Source organism: Corynebacterium auris (genome assembly GCF_030408575.1).
Lineage (GTDB): Bacteria > Actinomycetota > Actinomycetes > Mycobacteriales > Mycobacteriaceae > Corynebacterium > Corynebacterium auris.
This window is the reverse complement of record NZ_CP047047.1, coordinates 1,027,595-1,043,615: the sequence shown is the minus strand read 5'-3', so window position 1 is coordinate 1,043,615 and position 16,021 is coordinate 1,027,595. Positions and strand designations below refer to the sequence as shown.

Genomic DNA, 16,021 nt, shown 5'->3' with positions numbered 1-16,021 from the left:
CTCGAACTGGTCGGGCCCGGTGGTGCTGGATATCGCGTACCGTCATTCCGCCGGCGTAGAGCGAGACGATCATGTCGTCGAGCTCTGTCAGCCGGCGTGCCCCTTTAGGCACCATGACAGGGTGAAACGTGCCCGCCTTATCCCGAGGCACTGTGATATCCACCGGGCCGTAGCCGGTGCCCACAGTTTTGGTGTACGACCCGTTACGGTGATTGCCACCGTTTGAGGGGCTTACCTGGGCTTTCGCCGCGCGATCTGAGTGTCCGTACCCCAAATGGGCGTCCATCTCCGCCTGCAGACCTGCGTTGATCGAGGCTTGCAATAGACCTTTGACCAGGTCGCTGGCATCGTCGACGGAGGTCGATAGCTCGCCGATCAGTGCGGCGATTTCCGGGTTTTCCATCAGCTTCGCGCTGATCTCGTTGACCCTGCTCGGGTCATGGCCTTTCTTCGGTGACACGGTAGTCATTATCAGTGAAACTCCTTCTGGATCAGAGCACACACAAAACTCCTGACACCCTCCCGACGATCATCGTTTCCCAAACCACTGCCGCATATTGGGTACAAAAACTTCCCGACCCAGTAGCAGCTGACTCCCTCGTGAGCAGACTCAACACCGGCCAACGCGTCGAACTCGGTGAATACGACATGCGCCACTTCCTAGCCACCCAACCAGAAACCGAGTAACACACCACCATCAACAGGCCCCGCGACGAACTGCAGCCCCAAGCCGTCGCGGGGCCCTACCAACTACCCGGAATCCAGCCCTACCACCGTTTCGGAATACCCCTACCAACTACGCGCACTCAGCAGCTACACCACCTCCCGCCCGCGCACGGATGCTGGACGAGCGATCTACCAACTCGCGCTTAACCTCACGAAGATCACCGATCTTGATGAGGCGGCCGCGTGGGGTGTTCAGAAGACCGAAATGGTAGCGGTGTGGTGAGTATCTGGTAGCGCCTGAGTGGGTACCCGGTAGCGGTATCTCACTCAGGCGTTGCCGGTTGTTATGCGTTGGTGGTCAGGCGCATGTTTGGTCCTTCGAGTGTGATGATTTCGGCGCCGGAGACGAGTCGGTTGAGGATTGACTCGGAGATCACGGCGTCGGGGATGGACTTGTACCACTCGTGTGGGGTGAACTGTGAGGTCACAACGGTTGAGACTTTGCGTTCCCGCCCGGCGAGGATATTGAGTAGCTGGTGCGCGGTCGCGGCATCAACAGGTGCGGTGAGAAAGTCATCCAGGACTAGGACATCGACGTCGTGGAGTTGCTGGATGAACTTCAGCCGTGTGGGGTTATCGGGGCGGAGGACTGCCAGTTCGGCGGCGAGCATGTCGGTGCGGTAGAACCGTGCGGAGTAGTCGTTGCGGCATGCTGCGGTGATGAGCGCTTGGGCGAGGTAGGTTTTACCAACTGAGGATTTGCCCAGGATGACGATGTTTTGGCCCAGGTGGCACCATTGTCCGTGAGCGAGTCTGCTGACTTGCTCGGGGTTGATGTTGCGGTCAGGCGTGCACACCACGTTTTCAAGGCAAGCATCAAGGTTTGGCGATCGGGATGCTTTAAGCAGTTTGCTGATGCGTCGTTCACGCCTGGCTGCGACTTCTTTATCGAGTGCGTARAGCACCTTTTGGGAAAACGTCCACGTGTCGAAGGCGGGATCGTTGGCGATATCGATGACGCTTCTGCCGAAGGCAGTCATCCGCAGTGCGGTGAAGTCGGCCAGGACGGATTCGTCAAGGAAGCGATCTGTTGGCGGGGTTGGTGAGGACATGGGTTTTAGTTTCCTTTCTTAGCGAGGTTGTCCATGCTGAACTGGTCTGCACCGCCAAGGAACGCGCCGGTGGTGTCCCGGTCAGCGGCTACAGGTCGGGCGGGTTGGTTGGTTGTGGTGCTGCGCGGGGGCTGGTCAAACCCGCGTGGTCGGGTTGCGTGTTCCTTGCGGACAGCGGCCATCATGTTTTTGACTGCGGTATATGACACTGCCCGTCGGCTGCCGTCGTTGGCTATCAGGCGTTGGCATGCTTCTTCCAGGATTGGTTTGTTGGCATGTTTGCCCATTGACAGCACGTTTCGGCAGGACTGGTATGCCTGGGCCGGGATGGCTTTCGCCGTGATGAGTTCTTCGATGACCTTGCGTGTTGCCGGGCCAACTTTGCTGGCTTCGCGATAAAAGTAGTCGCTTGTCCACAGTCCACGGGTGGAGTCCATTCCAGATGGAATGTGCTCGTAGTCAGTGACATAGGCCCCACGCTTATGTGAAACCCGGTGGGTTGCCACGGTTGCCCCTTGGTCAAAGACGGTCAACATCTGGCCGGTGATGCGCACATCGACAGTGCGGCCAACAAGCTGGTGCGGAACGGAGTAACGCACTGTTGCAACCGTGACATGGAAATCCGGGGCCACTTTTGCCCGTTTCCACTCAGTGTGTTGCCACGGGGTTGCCGGCAGATCCGCAAGCAGATGCTGTTCGTGCTCTTCAAAGAGATCCCTCCGGCTTGACTGCTGGCTGCGAAACGGCACGGACGTGTTGATTGCGTCGACGAAGCCCACAATCTTTTCGTTGAGCTCGTCAAGGTCAACACACTGGTGGCCATTAAGCGCGTGGATGACTTTGTGTGTGACGATCTTTACCGCAGCTTCCACATTTGCTTTATCCTTCGGACGACGCGCGCGTGTGGGAAGTGCTGCTGTGTTGTAGTGCTCCAAGAACTGCTGGTAGGTGTCGTTGACCTTCCGATTCCTATCGGCAGTGCTGATCGCATTCGACGCCGTCGACGCGTTATCTGGGACAACAACCTGGCAGACCCCACCGAAGTAGTCAAACGCTTGACGGTGAGCATCAAGCCAGGACTGTTGCCGCTGGTCAGCACACGCACATGCAAAGAGCATCCCTGAATATGGCAGCGAGGCGACGAAAACACTGACTTTCGCACCCGGTGTGCCCGCCGGGTCGTACAGGCGCATCTTGGTCCCAGCCCAGTCCACCTGTGTCTGATCTGATGTAGTTGGTCCGGTTCGGCTTGGGAAGTAGGCCGTGTTGGCGGCCTGTTTTGGTCCGTTTCAGCGCGGAAAATTAGGCCACTTCCCCATGTGGCTGTGACTGGTGTGGCCCCTTTTTTGGATAGGGAAAGGGCCATGCCGATAACGATCCCCCAGTAGGTTTCTGTTCCTGAGAAATGTCCCGCCTTCGTTTATTCGCGAGGTCCGGGACGTGGATGTTTCAGGAAAGGACCAGAAAGTAGATGACGATCAGCATGACCACGGTCGAAACTATCAGGCAGCTCGATGACGAGGGAATGTCCAGACGAGCGATTGCCAAAGCGGTAAACGTGGCGCGGGCCACGGTCGATAAGTACGTCAATCAGGAAGATTTCAGCCCCTCCCCGCCGGTGACGGTGCGTAAACCCGGCTCGATCGTGCTGGGTGAGACGCTGTGCGCCGTGATTGATGGTTGGCTTGAAAATGATCAGCGCATGCCGCGAAAGCAGCGCCACACCGCGCGACGCATTTGCGACCGCCTCGTCGACGAGCACGGATATACCGGCTCGTATTCCCCGGTTCAGCGCTACGTCAAGCAGTGGAAACAGGACCACACATCCCCAGGGGATGGGTTCATGGAGTTGGAATGGTCACCTGGGGTCATCCAGGTCGATTTCGGCCAGGCCGAGGTCGTTATGGCGGGAACTGCTAAGGTGGTGCACCTTTTGGTGGTGACGTTTCCGTACTCGAATATGCGGTTTTGCAGGGCGTTCGCCGGAGAGACCGCTGAGTGCGTTATCACCGGCCTGTTGGACGTCATCGACACCGCCGGCGGGGTGCCGAGAGAGATGGTCTTCGACAACGCCACCGCCATTGGGCGACGCTTGGGCCACCAACGTGGTGGAATCCGAACTCTTCGCCGCTCTTAAGGCGCACTATCGGACGAAGGCTCGCTACTGCAACCCGTACTCGGGCCATGAGAAAGGCAACGTGGAAAACGCGGTCGGCTTCATCCGGCGCAACCTGTGTGTGCCTGTGCCTGAAGTAGCCAGCCTGGCGGAGCTAAACGACTATCTCAGCTCCGGGTGCGCCGCGTTTGCCGACCAGACCCACTACAAAAAGTCGGCCACGATCGCGGAGCTATTCCAACAGGATCAGCAAGCGCTCAAAGCGTGCCCGTCGGTGAGGTTTAACCCGGTGCGCTTCGAAGTGCGCCGCACCGATAAGACCGGGGTCGTCACAGTCGGCGGCAATCGCTACCTTGTGGGCCCTGCCTGGGCGGGACGGCAAGTCACGGTGGAGCTATCGCATGACACCATCACCGTCTTAGACGACAACACCCGACGCATCGTCGCACTGCCACGAGTCTTCGGCACCACAGAGGAAACGGTGATCAACCCGCTGAGTGTTTTGCCTTCGCTGGCGAAAAAGCCCGGGGCGTGGGGAGGGTGTCAGGTGTTTTGTGTGTGAGGCTCTGATCCAGAAGGAGTTTCACTGATAATGACTACCGTGTCACCGAAGAAAGGCCATGACCCGAGCAGGGTCAACGAGATCAGCGCGAAGCTGATGGAAAACCCGGAAATCGCCGCACTGATCGGCGAGCTATCAACCTCCGTCGACGATGCCAGCGACCTGGTCAAAGGTCTATTGCAAGCCTCGATCAACGCAGGTCTGCAGGCGGAGATGGACGCCCATTTGGGGTACGGACACTCCGATCGCGCGGCCAAAGCCCAGGTAAACCCCTCAAACGGTGGCAATCACCGCAACGGGTCGTACACCAAAACTGTGGGCACCGGCTACGGCCCGGTGGACATCACAGTGCCTCGGGATAGAGCGGGCACGTTTCACCCGGTCATGGTGCCGAAAGGGGCACGCCGGCTGACAGAGCTCGACGACATGATCGTCTCGCTCTACGCCGGCGGAATGACGGTACGCGATATCCAGCACCACCTGGCATCGACCCTGGCGGTGGACATCAGCCCGGATACCATCAGTACCATCACCGATGCGGTCCTCGATGAGGTGATGGTGTGGCAAAACCGTCAGCTCGACGAGTTCTACCCGGTCATTTTCCTCGACGCGCTGCGGGTGAAAATCCGCGACGGCCACCGTGTGGTCAATAAAGCCTGCTACATGGCTGTTGGCATCGACATCGACGGGACCAAACACATCCTGGGCCTGTGGATCGCCGACAATGAAGGGGCTGCATTCTGGGCATCCGTGTGCGCGGACCTGGCGAACCGTGGAGTCAATGACGTGTTCATCGTCTGCTGCGACGGGCTCAAAGGCCTGCCCGAGGCCGTAGAAGCGACCTGGCCGAACTCGATGGTACAAACCTGCATCGTGCACCTGATCCGGGCCGCCAACAGGTGGGTGTCCTACCAGGACCGCAAATCTGTATCCAGCGCACTGCGCAAGGTCTACACCGCACCGAATCAGGACGCCGCTTGCGCCGCCCTCGATGCCTTCGAAGCCTCGGAACTGGGTAAGAAGTACCCCCAGTCGGTGAAGGTATGGCGTGACGCATGGGAGAGATTTATACCGTTTCTGCAGTTCCCGCCTGCAGCTCGCAGGGTGCTCTACACCACCAATGCCATCGAGTCGCTTAACGCTGAGCTGCGGAAAGCGACCCGCAACCGCGGCCAATTCCCCACGGATGCTGCGGCGTTGAAAACGCTGTGGTTGATGGTCTGCAACATCGAGGACAAACGCGCCGCCCAACGGGCGAAGAAAGCGAAGCGGGCAACCGCCTGCAACGGCTATATTGAAGGGGCGAAAACCACAGGGTGGAAACAAGCCATCAACCAACTATCCGTGGCCTACCCAGACCGGTTCGCCAACTACTTGTAAACCAAGCCTCCGCACACAAACAAACGGACACTCTCGGCGTGGGCGAACTCACCACTTCGCCGCCACATGCCGGACGCTGTCGTGGGCTATCTCGACGCAGCAGATGCGACAACCCGCAGAGAGTTTTTCACCCACGCCGAAACCACCGCCACAGAATGCGGATTCGACACCACCGTCACCGCTGCCGCGGCACTGCTGGAAACCAACGCGACACCGACCGGGCCACACCTCGGCATCGCCGCACGCTACAGCGCCCCACCACCAACACAGCACGCGCGAGCGAATCTCACCACCTACGATCAGCTGCTCGCCACCAGCACCACCACACCTGATCATGAGGAGGAGACCTAAAATGAGCACCGATACCACCAACAGCAAAGACCGCGTGGTGGCACTCGGCCGCCAGCTCTACCTGACCACCGCGGTGCTACGCGAATGCGCAGACCATGCCACCCCACGCCAGTGCGACATACTCATTGAGCTTTTCGAAGCTGAACTTGAATCCAGATCCGCATCTAGAGCGCGCCGCCTGCTACACCGAGCACGAATCCCGGTACGAAAAACTCTCGACAGCTACGACTGGTCCCCGGTGAGTCTGCCCGCCGACATCACCCGCGAACACCTCACCACCCTCGACTTCCTCAACGGATGTGAAGACCTCGTCTTCTACGGTGATGTCGGCACCGGCAAAACACACCTCGCCATCGCCCTGGTCACCGCAGCATGTCTCAGAGGCACTCCTGCAAGGTTTTTCACCGCCGCCAGCCTGGTCGACCATCTGCGCAACGCAAAACTCGCCGGCAAACTCGACAAAGAACTCGCAGCCCTCGGCAAAAACGAACTGCTCGTCATCGATGAACTCGGCTACATCCCAATCGACACCGACGGGGCGAGGCTTTTATTCCAAGCCATCGCCGATGCCTACGAACAACGCAGCCTCATCATCACCACCAACCTCGCGTTTTCCCAATGGGGCCACGTCTTCGGCAGCGACGACATGGCAGCCGCCGCAATCGACCGCATCGTCCACCACGGCCGCATGATCACCTTCACCGGCCAGTCCTACCGCATGGCAAACGCCCTCATGAAATAACCCAAAAACCCAGCAACGCCCAAACGGCCCAAAACCACGCCACCCCGGCCTAAAAAACCGCGCCGAAACGGCCTACAACAACTTGACAAAACACACCACCTGCATCGTATGCCCTGGTGCATGGGTGATCCGGGCGGTAAGCCCGGCCGCGTCGACATGGGAGGCAACCAGTTGGCGGAACCGGTCATAGCTGTAGTGACGCTGGCCCAGCTGGGCCGGCGTTGTGGTGTAGCGAGCCCACAATACTTGCAGTGTTAGCTTCACCCGTCCTGTGCGTGCTTTAACGACCGCGTCAAAGTCAATCGGGACGAACTCGCCTTGCCCGCTACTGCGTCTATCTACGAATATCTCGTCCAACTCGTCATCCGTCAACGCCGCGACCTGTTCAACAGTGGTCAGACCAAGGCTTCGCAGTGCTTGGTTCGCTCGTGAAATCGCGCGGTGCGAGCAGAGAGTGTCGGTTTGTTTGTGTGTGGGGGCTTGGTTTACAGGTAGTTGGCGAACCGGTCTGGGTAGGCCACGGATAGTTGGTTGATGGCTTGTTTCCATCCGGTGGTTTTCGCCCCTTCAATATAGCCGTTGCAGTCGATTGCCCGCTTCGCTTTTTTCGCGCGTTGGGCGGCGCGTTTGTCTTCGATGTTGCAGACCATCAACCACAGCGTCTTCAACGCCGCAGCATCCGTGGGGAATTGGCCGCGGTTGCGGGTCGCTTTCCGCAGCTCAGCGTTAAGCGACTCGATGGCATTGGTGGTGTAGAGCACCCGGCGAGCTGCAGGCGGGAACTGCAGAAACGGTATAAATCTCTCCCATGCGTCGCGCCAGACTTTCACCGACTGGGGGTACTTCTTACCCAGTTCCGAGGCTTCGAAGGCATCGAGTGCGGCGCAAGCGGCGTCCTCGTTCGGTGCGGTGTAGACCTTGCGCAGTGCGCTGGATACGGGTTTGCGGTCCTTATAGGACACCCACCTGTTGGCGGCCCGGATCAGGTGCACGATGCAGGTTTGTACCATCGAGTTCGGCCAGGTCGCTTCTACGGCCTCGGGCAGGCCTTTGAGCCCGTCGCAGCAGACGATGAACACGTCATTGACTCCACGGTTCGCCAGGTCCGCGCACACGGATGCCCAGAATGCAGCCCCTTCATTATCGGCGATCCACAGGCCCAGGATGTGTTTGGTCCCGTCTATGTCGATGCCAACAGCCATGTAGCAGGCTTTATTGACCACCCGGTGACCGTCGCGGATTTTCACCCGTAGCGCGTCGAGAAAAATGACCGGGTAGAACTCGTCGAGCTGACGGTTTTGCCACACCATCACCTCATCGAGGACCGCATCGGTGATGGTGCTGATGGTATCCGGGCTGATGTCCACCCCCAGGGTCGATGCCAGGTGGTGCTGGATATCGCGTACCGTCATTCCGCCGGCGTAGAGCGAGACGATCATGTCGTCGAGCTCGGTCAGTCGGCGTGCCCCTTTCGGCACCATGACCGGGTGAAACGTGCCCGCTCTATCCCGAGGCACTGTGATATCCACCGGGCCGTAGCCGGTGCCCACAGTTTTGGTGTACGACCCGTTGCGGTGATTGCCACCGTTTGAGGGGTTTACCTGGGCTTTGGCCGCGCGATCGGAGTGTCCGTACCCCAAATGGGCGTCCATCTCCGCCTGCAGACCTGCGTTGATCGAGGCTTGCAATAGACCTTTGACCAGGTCGCTGGCATCGTCGACGGAGGTCGATAGCTCGCCGATCAGTGCGGCGATTTCCGGGTTTTCCATCAGCTTCGCGCTGATCTCGTTGACCCTGCTCGGGTCATGGCCTTTCTTCGGTGACACGGTAGTCATTATCAGTGAAACTCCTTCTGGATCAGAGCCTCACACACAAAACACCTGACACCCTCTGCGAGCATCCGAGCTGGTGTTCAATCTGGCGGTAAGAACGCTGCCGAATCAGCAGCGTCATCACCGCACGGTAATCCGTCATAAGCGGACTCCTTCCAGTACGAGCCGCACCCGAGTGGTGCGGCTACCGGAAGTATCACCTTGAGCGCTGTGAGCTGCTACCGGATACTCACTGAAGCGCTACCGGAAAGTCACGACGCTGCTACCAAATAGCCGGTCGCAACACGTGGGGCGCCAAGCTCCACGAATACGGCAACGTCTACCGCGGCTGGATGAACCAGAAAACGTGGACAACCGACCCATTGACGAAACAACGCACCTGGTCGTGGACGCATGAGCGCACCCGCAAGGCCTACAACAGCCTCAACCACCTGTGGCGCAACAACTTGTTGTTTGTCTACCTCGACCCACCCGACGGTGTGCTCGATGCTAGCCGCATCAAATCCACCACTAACAGTCTTGAAGGCGGGATCAACGCCCAGCTGAAACTGCTTGCCCGCACCCATCGCGGCAGATCCGGTGAGCATCAACGCCGGATGCTCGACTGGTGGCTCTACCTGAAAACAGAACTGCCTGACGACCCAGTCGAGATCGCCAGACAGTCCAACTGGGGTCAGGACCAACTCGCCAAAGCTTCAACCCTGCCCCACAACGAGAACCAAGCCAACCACGAAACAGGACGACCAGCCCTCTACGACAACGCTATCGACACCCACTACACCCACTCAATCGGGATCCAAAAAGGCCAGATCTAACCCCGCGACACGCCGGAGTCAGACACACTTTTTGACCCTTAACCCTCGTTTAACCCCACAACAAAAAGACATAAAGGAGCGGGGCAGCCCGGTTCATCACCGGCTGCCCCGCTCCTACTTTGTACCCCGTACGGGATTTGAACCCGTGTTACCGCCGTGAGAGGGCGACGTCCTAGGCCGCTAGACGAACGGGGCAAGGACTAGCAGATGGCTCTGCAGCTGGCCTACCTGGACTCGAACCAAGAATGACGGTACCAGAAACCGTTGTGTTGCCAATTACACCATAGGCCATCGTTTTCCAGATCCTGCTGCTCTTTCGAGCTGCTCTCTCTGAACAACGTGGATTACTATAACCATCACGCTGGCGACGAAACAAATCGCCAGCTCAACGGCATTAAAAGCCGCACCGTAATGACACCCGCGTAACTAGCCAGCAGCCACGTACGGGGTCACCGCGCGGGCTGCCCGCAAGCGCGCCAGGGTCGATTTCTTGCCCAACAGCTCCATCGACTCGAACAGCGGCGGCGAGACCGCCTCGCCCGAGATGCCCACGCGCAGCGCGCCGAAGGCGGTGCGCGGCTTGAGCTCGAGGTCGTGAATGAGGGCCTTGTTCAGGGCGTCCTCAATGTACGCGGTGCTCCACTCCTCTTCATCGATGGCCTCCAGGGCGGCGATGCCCGCGTCGAGAGGCTCTTCGGCGGCCTGCTTGAGGTTCTTGCGCGCGGCCTTCTCGTTGAGTTCGAGGTCCTCGTCGGCGGTGACGAGAAACTTGAGCAGCCCGTAGGCGTCGGACAGCACCTTGATGCGCGTCTGCACAAGCTCCGCCGCGACGGCGAACTTGTCCGCCGGGTAGTCCGCGGGGAAGTCCGTGAACTCCGTGAGGTAGTCGCGCAGGCGCGCGGCGAAGTCGTCCGGGGCGAGCAGGCGGATGTGGTCGGCGTTGATCGCCTCGAGCTTCTTCTGATCGAAACGCGCCGGGTTGCCCAGCACGTCCGAGACGTCGAAGGCCGCGACAAGCTCGTCGACCGTGAAGATGTCCTTGTCCGCGGACAGCGACCACCCCAGAAGCGCCAGGTAGTTGATCATACCCTCGGGGATGATTCCGTTGTCGCGGTGGTTGAACAGGTTGGACTCGGGGTCGCGCTTGGACAGCTTCTTGTTGCCCTGGCCCATCACGAAGGGCAGGTGGCCGAACTCGGGGGTAAAGTCGGTGATGCCGATGCGCTGCAGCGCGGCGTACATGGCCATCTGGCGCGGGGTCGAGGACAGCAGGTCCTCGCCGCGCAGCACGTGCGTGATCTGCATGAGCGCGTCGTCGACCGGGTTGACCAGCGTGTACAGGGGCGCGCCGTTGGAGCGGGCCACCACATAGTCGGGCTGGGTCTCGGACTTGAAGGTCACCTCGCCACGCACCAGGTCGGTCCAGCTCCAGTCCTGGTCCGGCATGCGCAGGCGCCAGACGGGCTTGCGGCCTTCCGCCTCGAATGCGGCGATTTGGGCGTCGGAAAGCTCGCGGTCGAAGTTGTCGTAGCCGAGCTGCGGGTCGCGTCCCGCGGCCTTGTGGCGCTCCTGCACCTCCTCGTTCGTGGAGTAGGAGGGGTAGACCTCGCCGGCCTCGATCAGCTTGTTCAGCACATCCTTGTAGATGTCCATGCGCTGCGACTGGCGGTAGGGCTCGTGGGGCCCGCCCTTGAGCACGCCCTCATCCCAGTCGAGGCCGAGCCAGGTCAGCGAGTCGATGATCGCCTGGTAGGACTCCTCGGAGTCGCGGGCAGCATCGGTGTCTTCGATGCGGAAGACGAGGGTGCCGCCCGAGTGGCGGGCCTGCGCCCAGTTGAACAGGGCGGTGCGCACCATCCCCACGTGGGGGGTGCCGGTGGGCGAAGGACAAAAGCGAACGCGCATCGGCGCGCGGGCCGGGGAAGTAGTCATGGGCGCCATGGTACTGCGCCGCACGCGCTGCAACTCGTCCAGGGCTTTGCCAGCGGGGGTAATGAAAATCGCTTCCACAAACGGGCGGTAAGCGTCTGTGAGCTGCGCAAAGCGCTAGACGACGGGGGTGCCCGCGCGTTGCACACTATTGGAAATCGTTGCCAATAGCTAGATTTATAGAGAATCCCAGCCCCCTCCGAAGAAAGGTTTTCCTAATGCACAGCTCCACGCTACGCCGCCCAGCGATCGCGGCGGCGCTCGCGGCCAGCCTCCTCGCCCCGTCCACCGCACTGGCCGAGCCCAGCCAGAGCCTCACCGCTCAAGCCGCAGGCGCTGAGGTGTGTTCGGATAAGCCGCTCATCGACCGCGGCCACGTGGACATCAAAGCCACCGGCGGGAAAACTAATCTCGGCATCGTCCTGCAAGACGACACCAACACCACCCCCGGCGTGACAGAACGCCGCCTCGACAGCGTCGTCTTCGGCGTCCGCGACAACGCCCGCAAATTCCGCGAAGGCGCCTTCGCCGACCCCTTCTACAACTTCATCGACCCCAAAGATTCACCGTTCTACCTGCTGCCCGAAGTGCAAAACCCCGACATTCTCTGGCCCGGATACAACACCGAGACCATCGACTACGGCACCATCGACGGCACCGTCGATCTCCACATCACCATCGCCGACGGCCCTAAAGACGGCCACCTCGCCTTGTTCCACGCCGACGGCCCCCTCCTGCTCAGCACCAAAGATGGCGACACCACTATCGACATCGGCCTCAGCACCCACGTCCACACCAACTGGATCTTCACTCAGCCAGGCACCTACACCCTCGACGTCTGGTACACCGCCCGCACCAAAGATGGCAAGGAACTGAAGTCCGAGGTGCAGAAGGCAACGTTCGCCGTCGGCAAAGACGCCGTCACAAAAGCAACCGACTGCGCCGCCCCCGGCCCGGGACAATCAAGCATTCTGTCCAGCGGTTCTTCGCTCGATCCAGGTGCCACGGCCGGGATTGCCCTGGCGGCCGTCTTTGGCGCGGGCCTTCTCGCTTTCCTCGCCAGCAACATCCCGGCGATCACCGGCTGGATCAGCAACCTGACCGGCCGCTAAACCCGCGGCGCCGTGTCGGCGCCGCTGAAGGGGTGAGGCTGCGCCTGTGCCCTCGTCACTCGGCTGCCGGCGCGGGCGCTCCCCCATCTGTTCTTGCACATTTTCGTCAAAGGGCACTTTGGCCCTCTACATAAGGAAACTTTCATGGGTACCCTCCGCACGAGCCGCCGCGTCGCAGCCGCTGTGACCGCACTTTTCCTCCTGTCCCCCGTCACCGCCGTCGCCGGGCCTGACGACGGCAAGGCCGTCGTGACCCGAACCCACGTCGACGCCCCGAAAACCTTCTGGTCCGGCGATACTTTCCGGCTCAAGTCCTCCTACGAGGGCGACAAGGTCAAGGACGTCGAAGACACGGTCGTGTGGGTGGGGAAAGGCTGGGCCTGGGGCGGCACCGGGGACAATCAGTACCAATTCGAGGTGCCGACCGATCCTGCACTGAGTTTCCTCGGAGCCCCCGGGGACATCGTCTATGCCGCACCCAACAATCCGATCGGCGGAAACGAACCCATCTGGCTCGGCTTCGGCGCCGATGACCTCCCCACTGAGAAGTTCCGCGACGGCACCGTCTCGCTCGACCTTGTCTCGGTCAACGGCCCTGGCCGTGTTGACAAATTCATCAAGCAGCGCTCGAACAGCCCCATCGAATACCTGCTCAGCTCCGCCGACGGCCCGCGTTCCTACTTCCTGTGGCCCGGCGCGCACACACACAATTACACGACGTTCACGCGTCCGGGCCGCTACGAGGTGACCTACCGCACCGTCGCCCGCGATCTCGAGGGGAACATCGTCAGCTCCGAGCTGACCACTATGCCCATCCAGGTCGGCGGCCAGCGTCCCCTGGACCAGAAAACGCCGCCTGTCTCGGAGCGCTACGACAAAGCGCCGGCAGGAGACCTGGACGCTGCAGGCTACTCGCTTTCGGTCGCCCCCTACGAAGGCGGCGAAAAAGATGGCGACGAAAATCTGTCCACCGTGACCTTCACGGCCAAGGACTCCACCTTGAAGGGCACCCTGACGCTCTTCATCAACGGCTACTTCCTCACGGACCTCGACGTCACCGACGGCACAGCCACCTGGAACGAGCTCCTCGGCGCCGAAAGTTCCGACATCCAGGCGGTCTTCACCCCCGAAGGCGACACCGGCGCGCGCTGGATCTCCCCCGCCCTGAGCTATGCCAAAGGCAAGCCCAACAAGGTGACGTCCGAACAGGGCAACGCCGAACTGGCCGCCCCCGTCAACGACCCCGCGAACACCGTCTTGGGCGATGACCTCCACACGCCGACCAACCTCAACTACACCGCGAAGGTTGAGCCTCTCGAGGGGACACGCAGCAAGCTCACCGTCGACTTCGAGGACAAGAACTTCCGCGGTTTCATGCGCGGCGGCCTCTATGAACCAGACGTCGATACAGAGGACTCAGGGCTGGCCTCCCTCTTTATATACGGAGCCGTAGAAAACGGCCACTTGGAACTGGAGTTTGATTCCCTCGGCGTTCTCGACGGGTACCTTCTGCGCGCGGACCTCCTTCCCCACCCCACCGTCAATGCGCCCGCAGGCGTTTTGGCCCTGCACGAGCCGTTTTCCCATTCGGCCACGCAGAACGCCGCGGGAGCGCTGGGCGCGGACAACCCCGAGCCGGACCCGGGCGATGGCCAGGACGACAGCCCGAACCCGGGGCAATCAAACACCCTATCCAGCGGCTCCTCCGTCGACCTCTACGGCGTTATCGGCGTGACGATGGCGGCCGTGTTCGGCATCGCAGTCGTCTCCTTCTTCGCCCAGCACGCCCCCGCGCTCGCCGCGTGGTTCAACAGGACCATCGGCCGCTAAGACACCTAGAAAGGACCCCGTTTTTCGCCCATGGCACCGTCCAGACTTGCCCCCTCGTCCCTGCTGCTTCTGCTCTTGATTGTGGTGGGGATAGCGCCGCCAGCCGCGGCGCAGGATCTTGCGCTTGACTCCGGCCACGTGGACGCTTTCAACGTCACTGCGGACGGTGGAGGTCTCATGCTCGACCTCAAAGAAGATGTCACAGGCAGCCACGTGCGCCACGCGCCGGAAGATGTCACCCTCGTGGTCAAAGACGCCGCGTGGTCGGAGGCCACGGCTGCCGTCGAAGGCATTGGACAGCCCACCTACTACTTGCCCCAGGCGCAGGACCAAAACCTCATCTGGCCGGGCTGGGATACGCAGGCCGTGTCCGCCGCCGGGTTCTCCTCCATCGACCTCGTTTTTCAAGAGGTCAGCGGCCCCGGTGAGGTGTTCGTCTTTGAAACTGCCGGGCTCGGCGGTATCAACCCTGTCCTGGGCAACGGTTCTCTGGCCCTGATCAGCGGCTCCGTCATCACCCAGCCCCACCCGGCTCACCGCCACGTGAACTGGGCGTTCACAGAGCCCGGCGTGTACACCATGCGCGTCAACGCTTCAGGCAACGGGGTGTCCAGCAACACGGCGACCTACACGTGGGTCGTCGGCGACGGTGGGACGGCCGCTGATGGCGCACCTGCGCCCACCCCGCTGGCGGCATCCGCCCCGGCAGCCAACAACAACGATCCGGCACCCGGCCAGGGCGGCGAGGCAGCGCCCGCAGCCGACCAGAAGTGCACGCCCGGCATCGTCCCGATGGTCAAGGATGACCGCAGCGTCCCCGCTGAGTGGCGCGCGCCCAGCGAGCTGGCCTTCGGCCTCGGTGACGCCGCGAAGAAGAACCTGCCGGAACCCGTCGGCCCCGTCCCGGCGGGCGAGGCATGGATGATCGGCGCGGTCCAGGAACCCGGCGTGCCCTGGCTGGGCGCGAACACCCAGCACCCGACCATGCTGGAAAACCAGGTGGGCGACGTCACCTGGGAACTGGTTTCCTTTGAGGGCCCCGGCACGATGGTTGTGTTCACTCAGGGGGGTCTCGGCCAGATCATGGGCGAGGAGTGGTTCCGCGGCGGCGACGGCCAGGGCCAGGGTGCGCACACCGTCGCACCGAATACCCACGTCCACCCGATGTGGCTGTTCAGCAGCCCCGGTACCTACAAAGTCGGAATCCGCCAGTCCACGGTGAAGGATGGCGCAACCTACTCCGGTACCGGCGTGCTTACTTTCCACGTCGGGGAAGGCGGCGGCAACGCCAATGACGGCCACTTCGACCTCGGCGGACAGTTCGACCCGGCCGGCGGGGACTGCGCTTCTGGCGCCGTGGCTAGCGGGGCAAGCGACAACGCTAGCGCCTCCGCCGCTCAAGGCTCACCCGCTGCGAGCAATCGGCCCCAGGCGCAGGGCACGTTGGCAGAGACCGGCACCACCCTCATGACCCTCCCCTTCGCCATCCTCGGCGTCGGATTGCTAGTCTTCGGCATCGGTGTCGCGCGCTTCTCCTACGCGATGGGCAGGGCCCACAAGTGAGGCGCCGCGTC

13 protein-coding genes, 2 tRNA genes and 4 pseudogenes are annotated in these 16,021 nt (G+C 61.3%); 11 read left to right on the top strand and 8 right to left on the bottom strand.

What is annotated here, in order from left to right; translation table 11 throughout:
• Window positions 1–4: 4 nt before the first annotated feature.
• Window positions 5–469: pseudogene (locus tag CAURIS_RS05015) on the bottom strand (transposase); the annotation flags it as partial.
• Between the two features lie 50 nt (window positions 470–519).
• Here CAURIS_RS05015 and CAURIS_RS11690 point away from each other — a divergent pair.
• Both CAURIS_RS11690 and CAURIS_RS11685 read left to right on the top strand, forming a co-directional pair.
• Window positions 520–687: pseudogene (locus CAURIS_RS11690) on the top strand (ATP-binding protein); the annotation flags it as partial.
• 112 nt (window positions 688–799) lie between these two features.
• Window positions 800–946: pseudogene (locus tag CAURIS_RS11685) on the top strand (IS1249 family transposase); the annotation flags it as partial.
• 64 nt (window positions 947–1,010) lie between these two features.
• Here the strand turns inward: CAURIS_RS11685 and CAURIS_RS05010 are convergent.
• The gene (locus CAURIS_RS05010) at window positions 1,011–1,778 is read right to left on the bottom strand and encodes an ATP-binding protein (RefSeq protein WP_290343108.1); all 768 of its coding nucleotides are present in this window, start codon (window positions 1,776–1,778) and stop codon (window positions 1,011–1,013) included.
• 5 nt (window positions 1,779–1,783) lie between these two features.
• On the bottom strand, window positions 1,784–2,971 hold the full coding sequence (locus CAURIS_RS05005; RefSeq protein WP_290343107.1) for a Mu transposase domain-containing protein: 1,188 nt from the start codon (window positions 2,969–2,971) through the stop codon (window positions 1,784–1,786).
• A 278-nt stretch (window positions 2,972–3,249) separates the two neighbouring features.
• Here CAURIS_RS05005 and istA point away from each other — a divergent pair, with 278 nt between their 5' ends.
• The 5 genes from istA to istB all read left to right on the top strand — a co-directional run bounded on the left by istA (window position 3,250) and on the right by istB (window position 6,929).
• Window positions 3,250–3,915 (top strand): IS21 family transposase, encoded by a 666-nt coding sequence (gene istA / locus CAURIS_RS05000; protein WP_290343106.1) that lies wholly within the window; start codon window positions 3,250–3,252, stop codon window positions 3,913–3,915.
• Window positions 3,884–4,456, top strand: coding sequence for a Mu transposase domain-containing protein (locus tag CAURIS_RS04995; protein WP_290343105.1), 573 nt, complete (start codon window positions 3,884–3,886; stop codon window positions 4,454–4,456). The genes istA and CAURIS_RS04995 overlap by 32 nt, the downstream gene beginning before the upstream one ends.
• Window positions 4,457–4,486: 30 nt before the next feature.
• A complete protein-coding gene (locus tag CAURIS_RS04990) occupies window positions 4,487–5,836 on the top strand; it encodes an IS256 family transposase (protein ID WP_290343104.1) in 1,350 nt (449 codons plus the stop codon).
• 66 nt (window positions 5,837–5,902) lie between these two features.
• Window positions 5,903–6,187, top strand: a complete 285-nt coding sequence (locus CAURIS_RS04985; protein ID WP_290343103.1) for a hypothetical protein — start codon at window positions 5,903–5,905, stop codon at window positions 6,185–6,187.
• A 1-nt stretch (window position 6,188) separates the two neighbouring features.
• Entirely contained in the window at window positions 6,189–6,929 is a 741-nt protein-coding gene (gene istB / locus CAURIS_RS04980) for an IS21-like element helper ATPase IstB (RefSeq protein ID WP_290343102.1), read from the top strand.
• Window positions 6,930–7,001: 72 nt separating this feature from the next.
• Here the strand turns inward: istB and CAURIS_RS04975 are convergent, their stop codons facing one another.
• Window positions 7,002–7,301, bottom strand: coding sequence for a hypothetical protein (locus tag CAURIS_RS04975; RefSeq protein ID WP_290343101.1), 300 nt, complete (start codon window positions 7,299–7,301; stop codon window positions 7,002–7,004).
• A gap of 113 nt (window positions 7,302–7,414) precedes the next feature.
• Window positions 7,415–8,764: an IS256 family transposase gene (locus tag CAURIS_RS04970; protein ID WP_290341551.1), complete on the bottom strand. Its 1,350-nt coding sequence runs from the start codon at window positions 8,762–8,764 to the stop codon at window positions 7,415–7,417.
• Between the two features lie 278 nt (window positions 8,765–9,042).
• Here CAURIS_RS04970 and CAURIS_RS04965 point away from each other — a divergent pair.
• A pseudogene (locus tag CAURIS_RS04965) lies at window positions 9,043–9,576 on the top strand (transposase family protein); the annotation flags it as partial.
• A gap of 122 nt (window positions 9,577–9,698) precedes the next feature.
• Here the strand turns inward: CAURIS_RS04965 and CAURIS_RS04960 are convergent.
• The 3 genes from CAURIS_RS04960 to gltX form a co-directional block, all read right to left on the bottom strand.
• Window positions 9,699–9,771 (bottom strand) — tRNA-Glu (locus tag CAURIS_RS04960).
• Between the two features lie 24 nt (window positions 9,772–9,795).
• Window positions 9,796–9,867: transfer RNA gene (locus tag CAURIS_RS04955), tRNA-Gln, on the bottom strand.
• Between the two features lie 135 nt (window positions 9,868–10,002).
• Window positions 10,003–11,481: a glutamate--tRNA ligase gene (gene gltX / locus CAURIS_RS04950; protein ID WP_290343319.1), complete on the bottom strand. Its 1,479-nt coding sequence runs from the start codon at window positions 11,479–11,481 to the stop codon at window positions 10,003–10,005.
• 242 nt (window positions 11,482–11,723) lie between these two features.
• On the opposite strand from gltX, the gene CAURIS_RS04945 reads away from it, so the two are divergent.
• From CAURIS_RS04945 to CAURIS_RS04935, 3 genes are all read left to right on the top strand, one after another.
• Window positions 11,724–12,617 (top strand): choice-of-anchor M domain-containing protein, encoded by an 894-nt coding sequence (locus CAURIS_RS04945; RefSeq protein WP_290343100.1) that lies wholly within the window; start codon window positions 11,724–11,726, stop codon window positions 12,615–12,617.
• A 144-nt stretch (window positions 12,618–12,761) separates the two neighbouring features.
• Window positions 12,762–14,447 carry a choice-of-anchor M domain-containing protein gene (locus CAURIS_RS04940; protein ID WP_290343099.1) on the top strand — a complete coding sequence of 562 codons (1,686 nt, stop codon included), beginning with the start codon at window positions 12,762–12,764 and terminating at the stop codon, window positions 14,445–14,447.
• A gap of 30 nt (window positions 14,448–14,477) precedes the next feature.
• On the top strand, window positions 14,478–16,010 hold the full coding sequence (locus CAURIS_RS04935) for a choice-of-anchor M domain-containing protein (protein WP_290343098.1): 1,533 nt from the start codon (window positions 14,478–14,480) through the stop codon (window positions 16,008–16,010).
• Window positions 16,011–16,021: the final 11 nt, after the last annotated feature.

Coding starts and splice junctions, on each gene's coding strand:
- istB (WP_290343102.1), top strand. CDS start 6,189: ATGAGCACCGATACCACCAACAGCAAAGACCGCGTGGTGGCACTCGGC.
- CAURIS_RS04945 (WP_290343100.1), top strand. CDS start 11,724: ATGCACAGCTCCACGCTACGCCGCCCAGCGATCGCGGCGGCGCTCGCG.
- istA (WP_290343106.1), top strand. CDS start 3,250: ATGACGATCAGCATGACCACGGTCGAAACTATCAGGCAGCTCGATGAC.
- CAURIS_RS04940 (WP_290343099.1), top strand. CDS start 12,762: ATGGGTACCCTCCGCACGAGCCGCCGCGTCGCAGCCGCTGTGACCGCA.
- CAURIS_RS05005 (WP_290343107.1), bottom strand. CDS start 2,971: ATGCGCCTGTACGACCCGGCGGGCACACCGGGTGCGAAAGTCAGTGTT.
- gltX (WP_290343319.1), bottom strand. CDS start 11,481: ATGCGCGTTCGCTTTTGTCCTTCGCCCACCGGCACCCCCCACGTGGGG.
- CAURIS_RS04935 (WP_290343098.1), top strand. CDS start 14,478: ATGGCACCGTCCAGACTTGCCCCCTCGTCCCTGCTGCTTCTGCTCTTG.
- CAURIS_RS04990 (WP_290343104.1), top strand. CDS start 4,487: ATGACTACCGTGTCACCGAAGAAAGGCCATGACCCGAGCAGGGTCAAC.
- CAURIS_RS04985 (WP_290343103.1), top strand. CDS start 5,903: ATGCCGGACGCTGTCGTGGGCTATCTCGACGCAGCAGATGCGACAACC.
- CAURIS_RS04970 (WP_290341551.1), bottom strand. CDS start 8,764: ATGACTACCGTGTCACCGAAGAAAGGCCATGACCCGAGCAGGGTCAAC.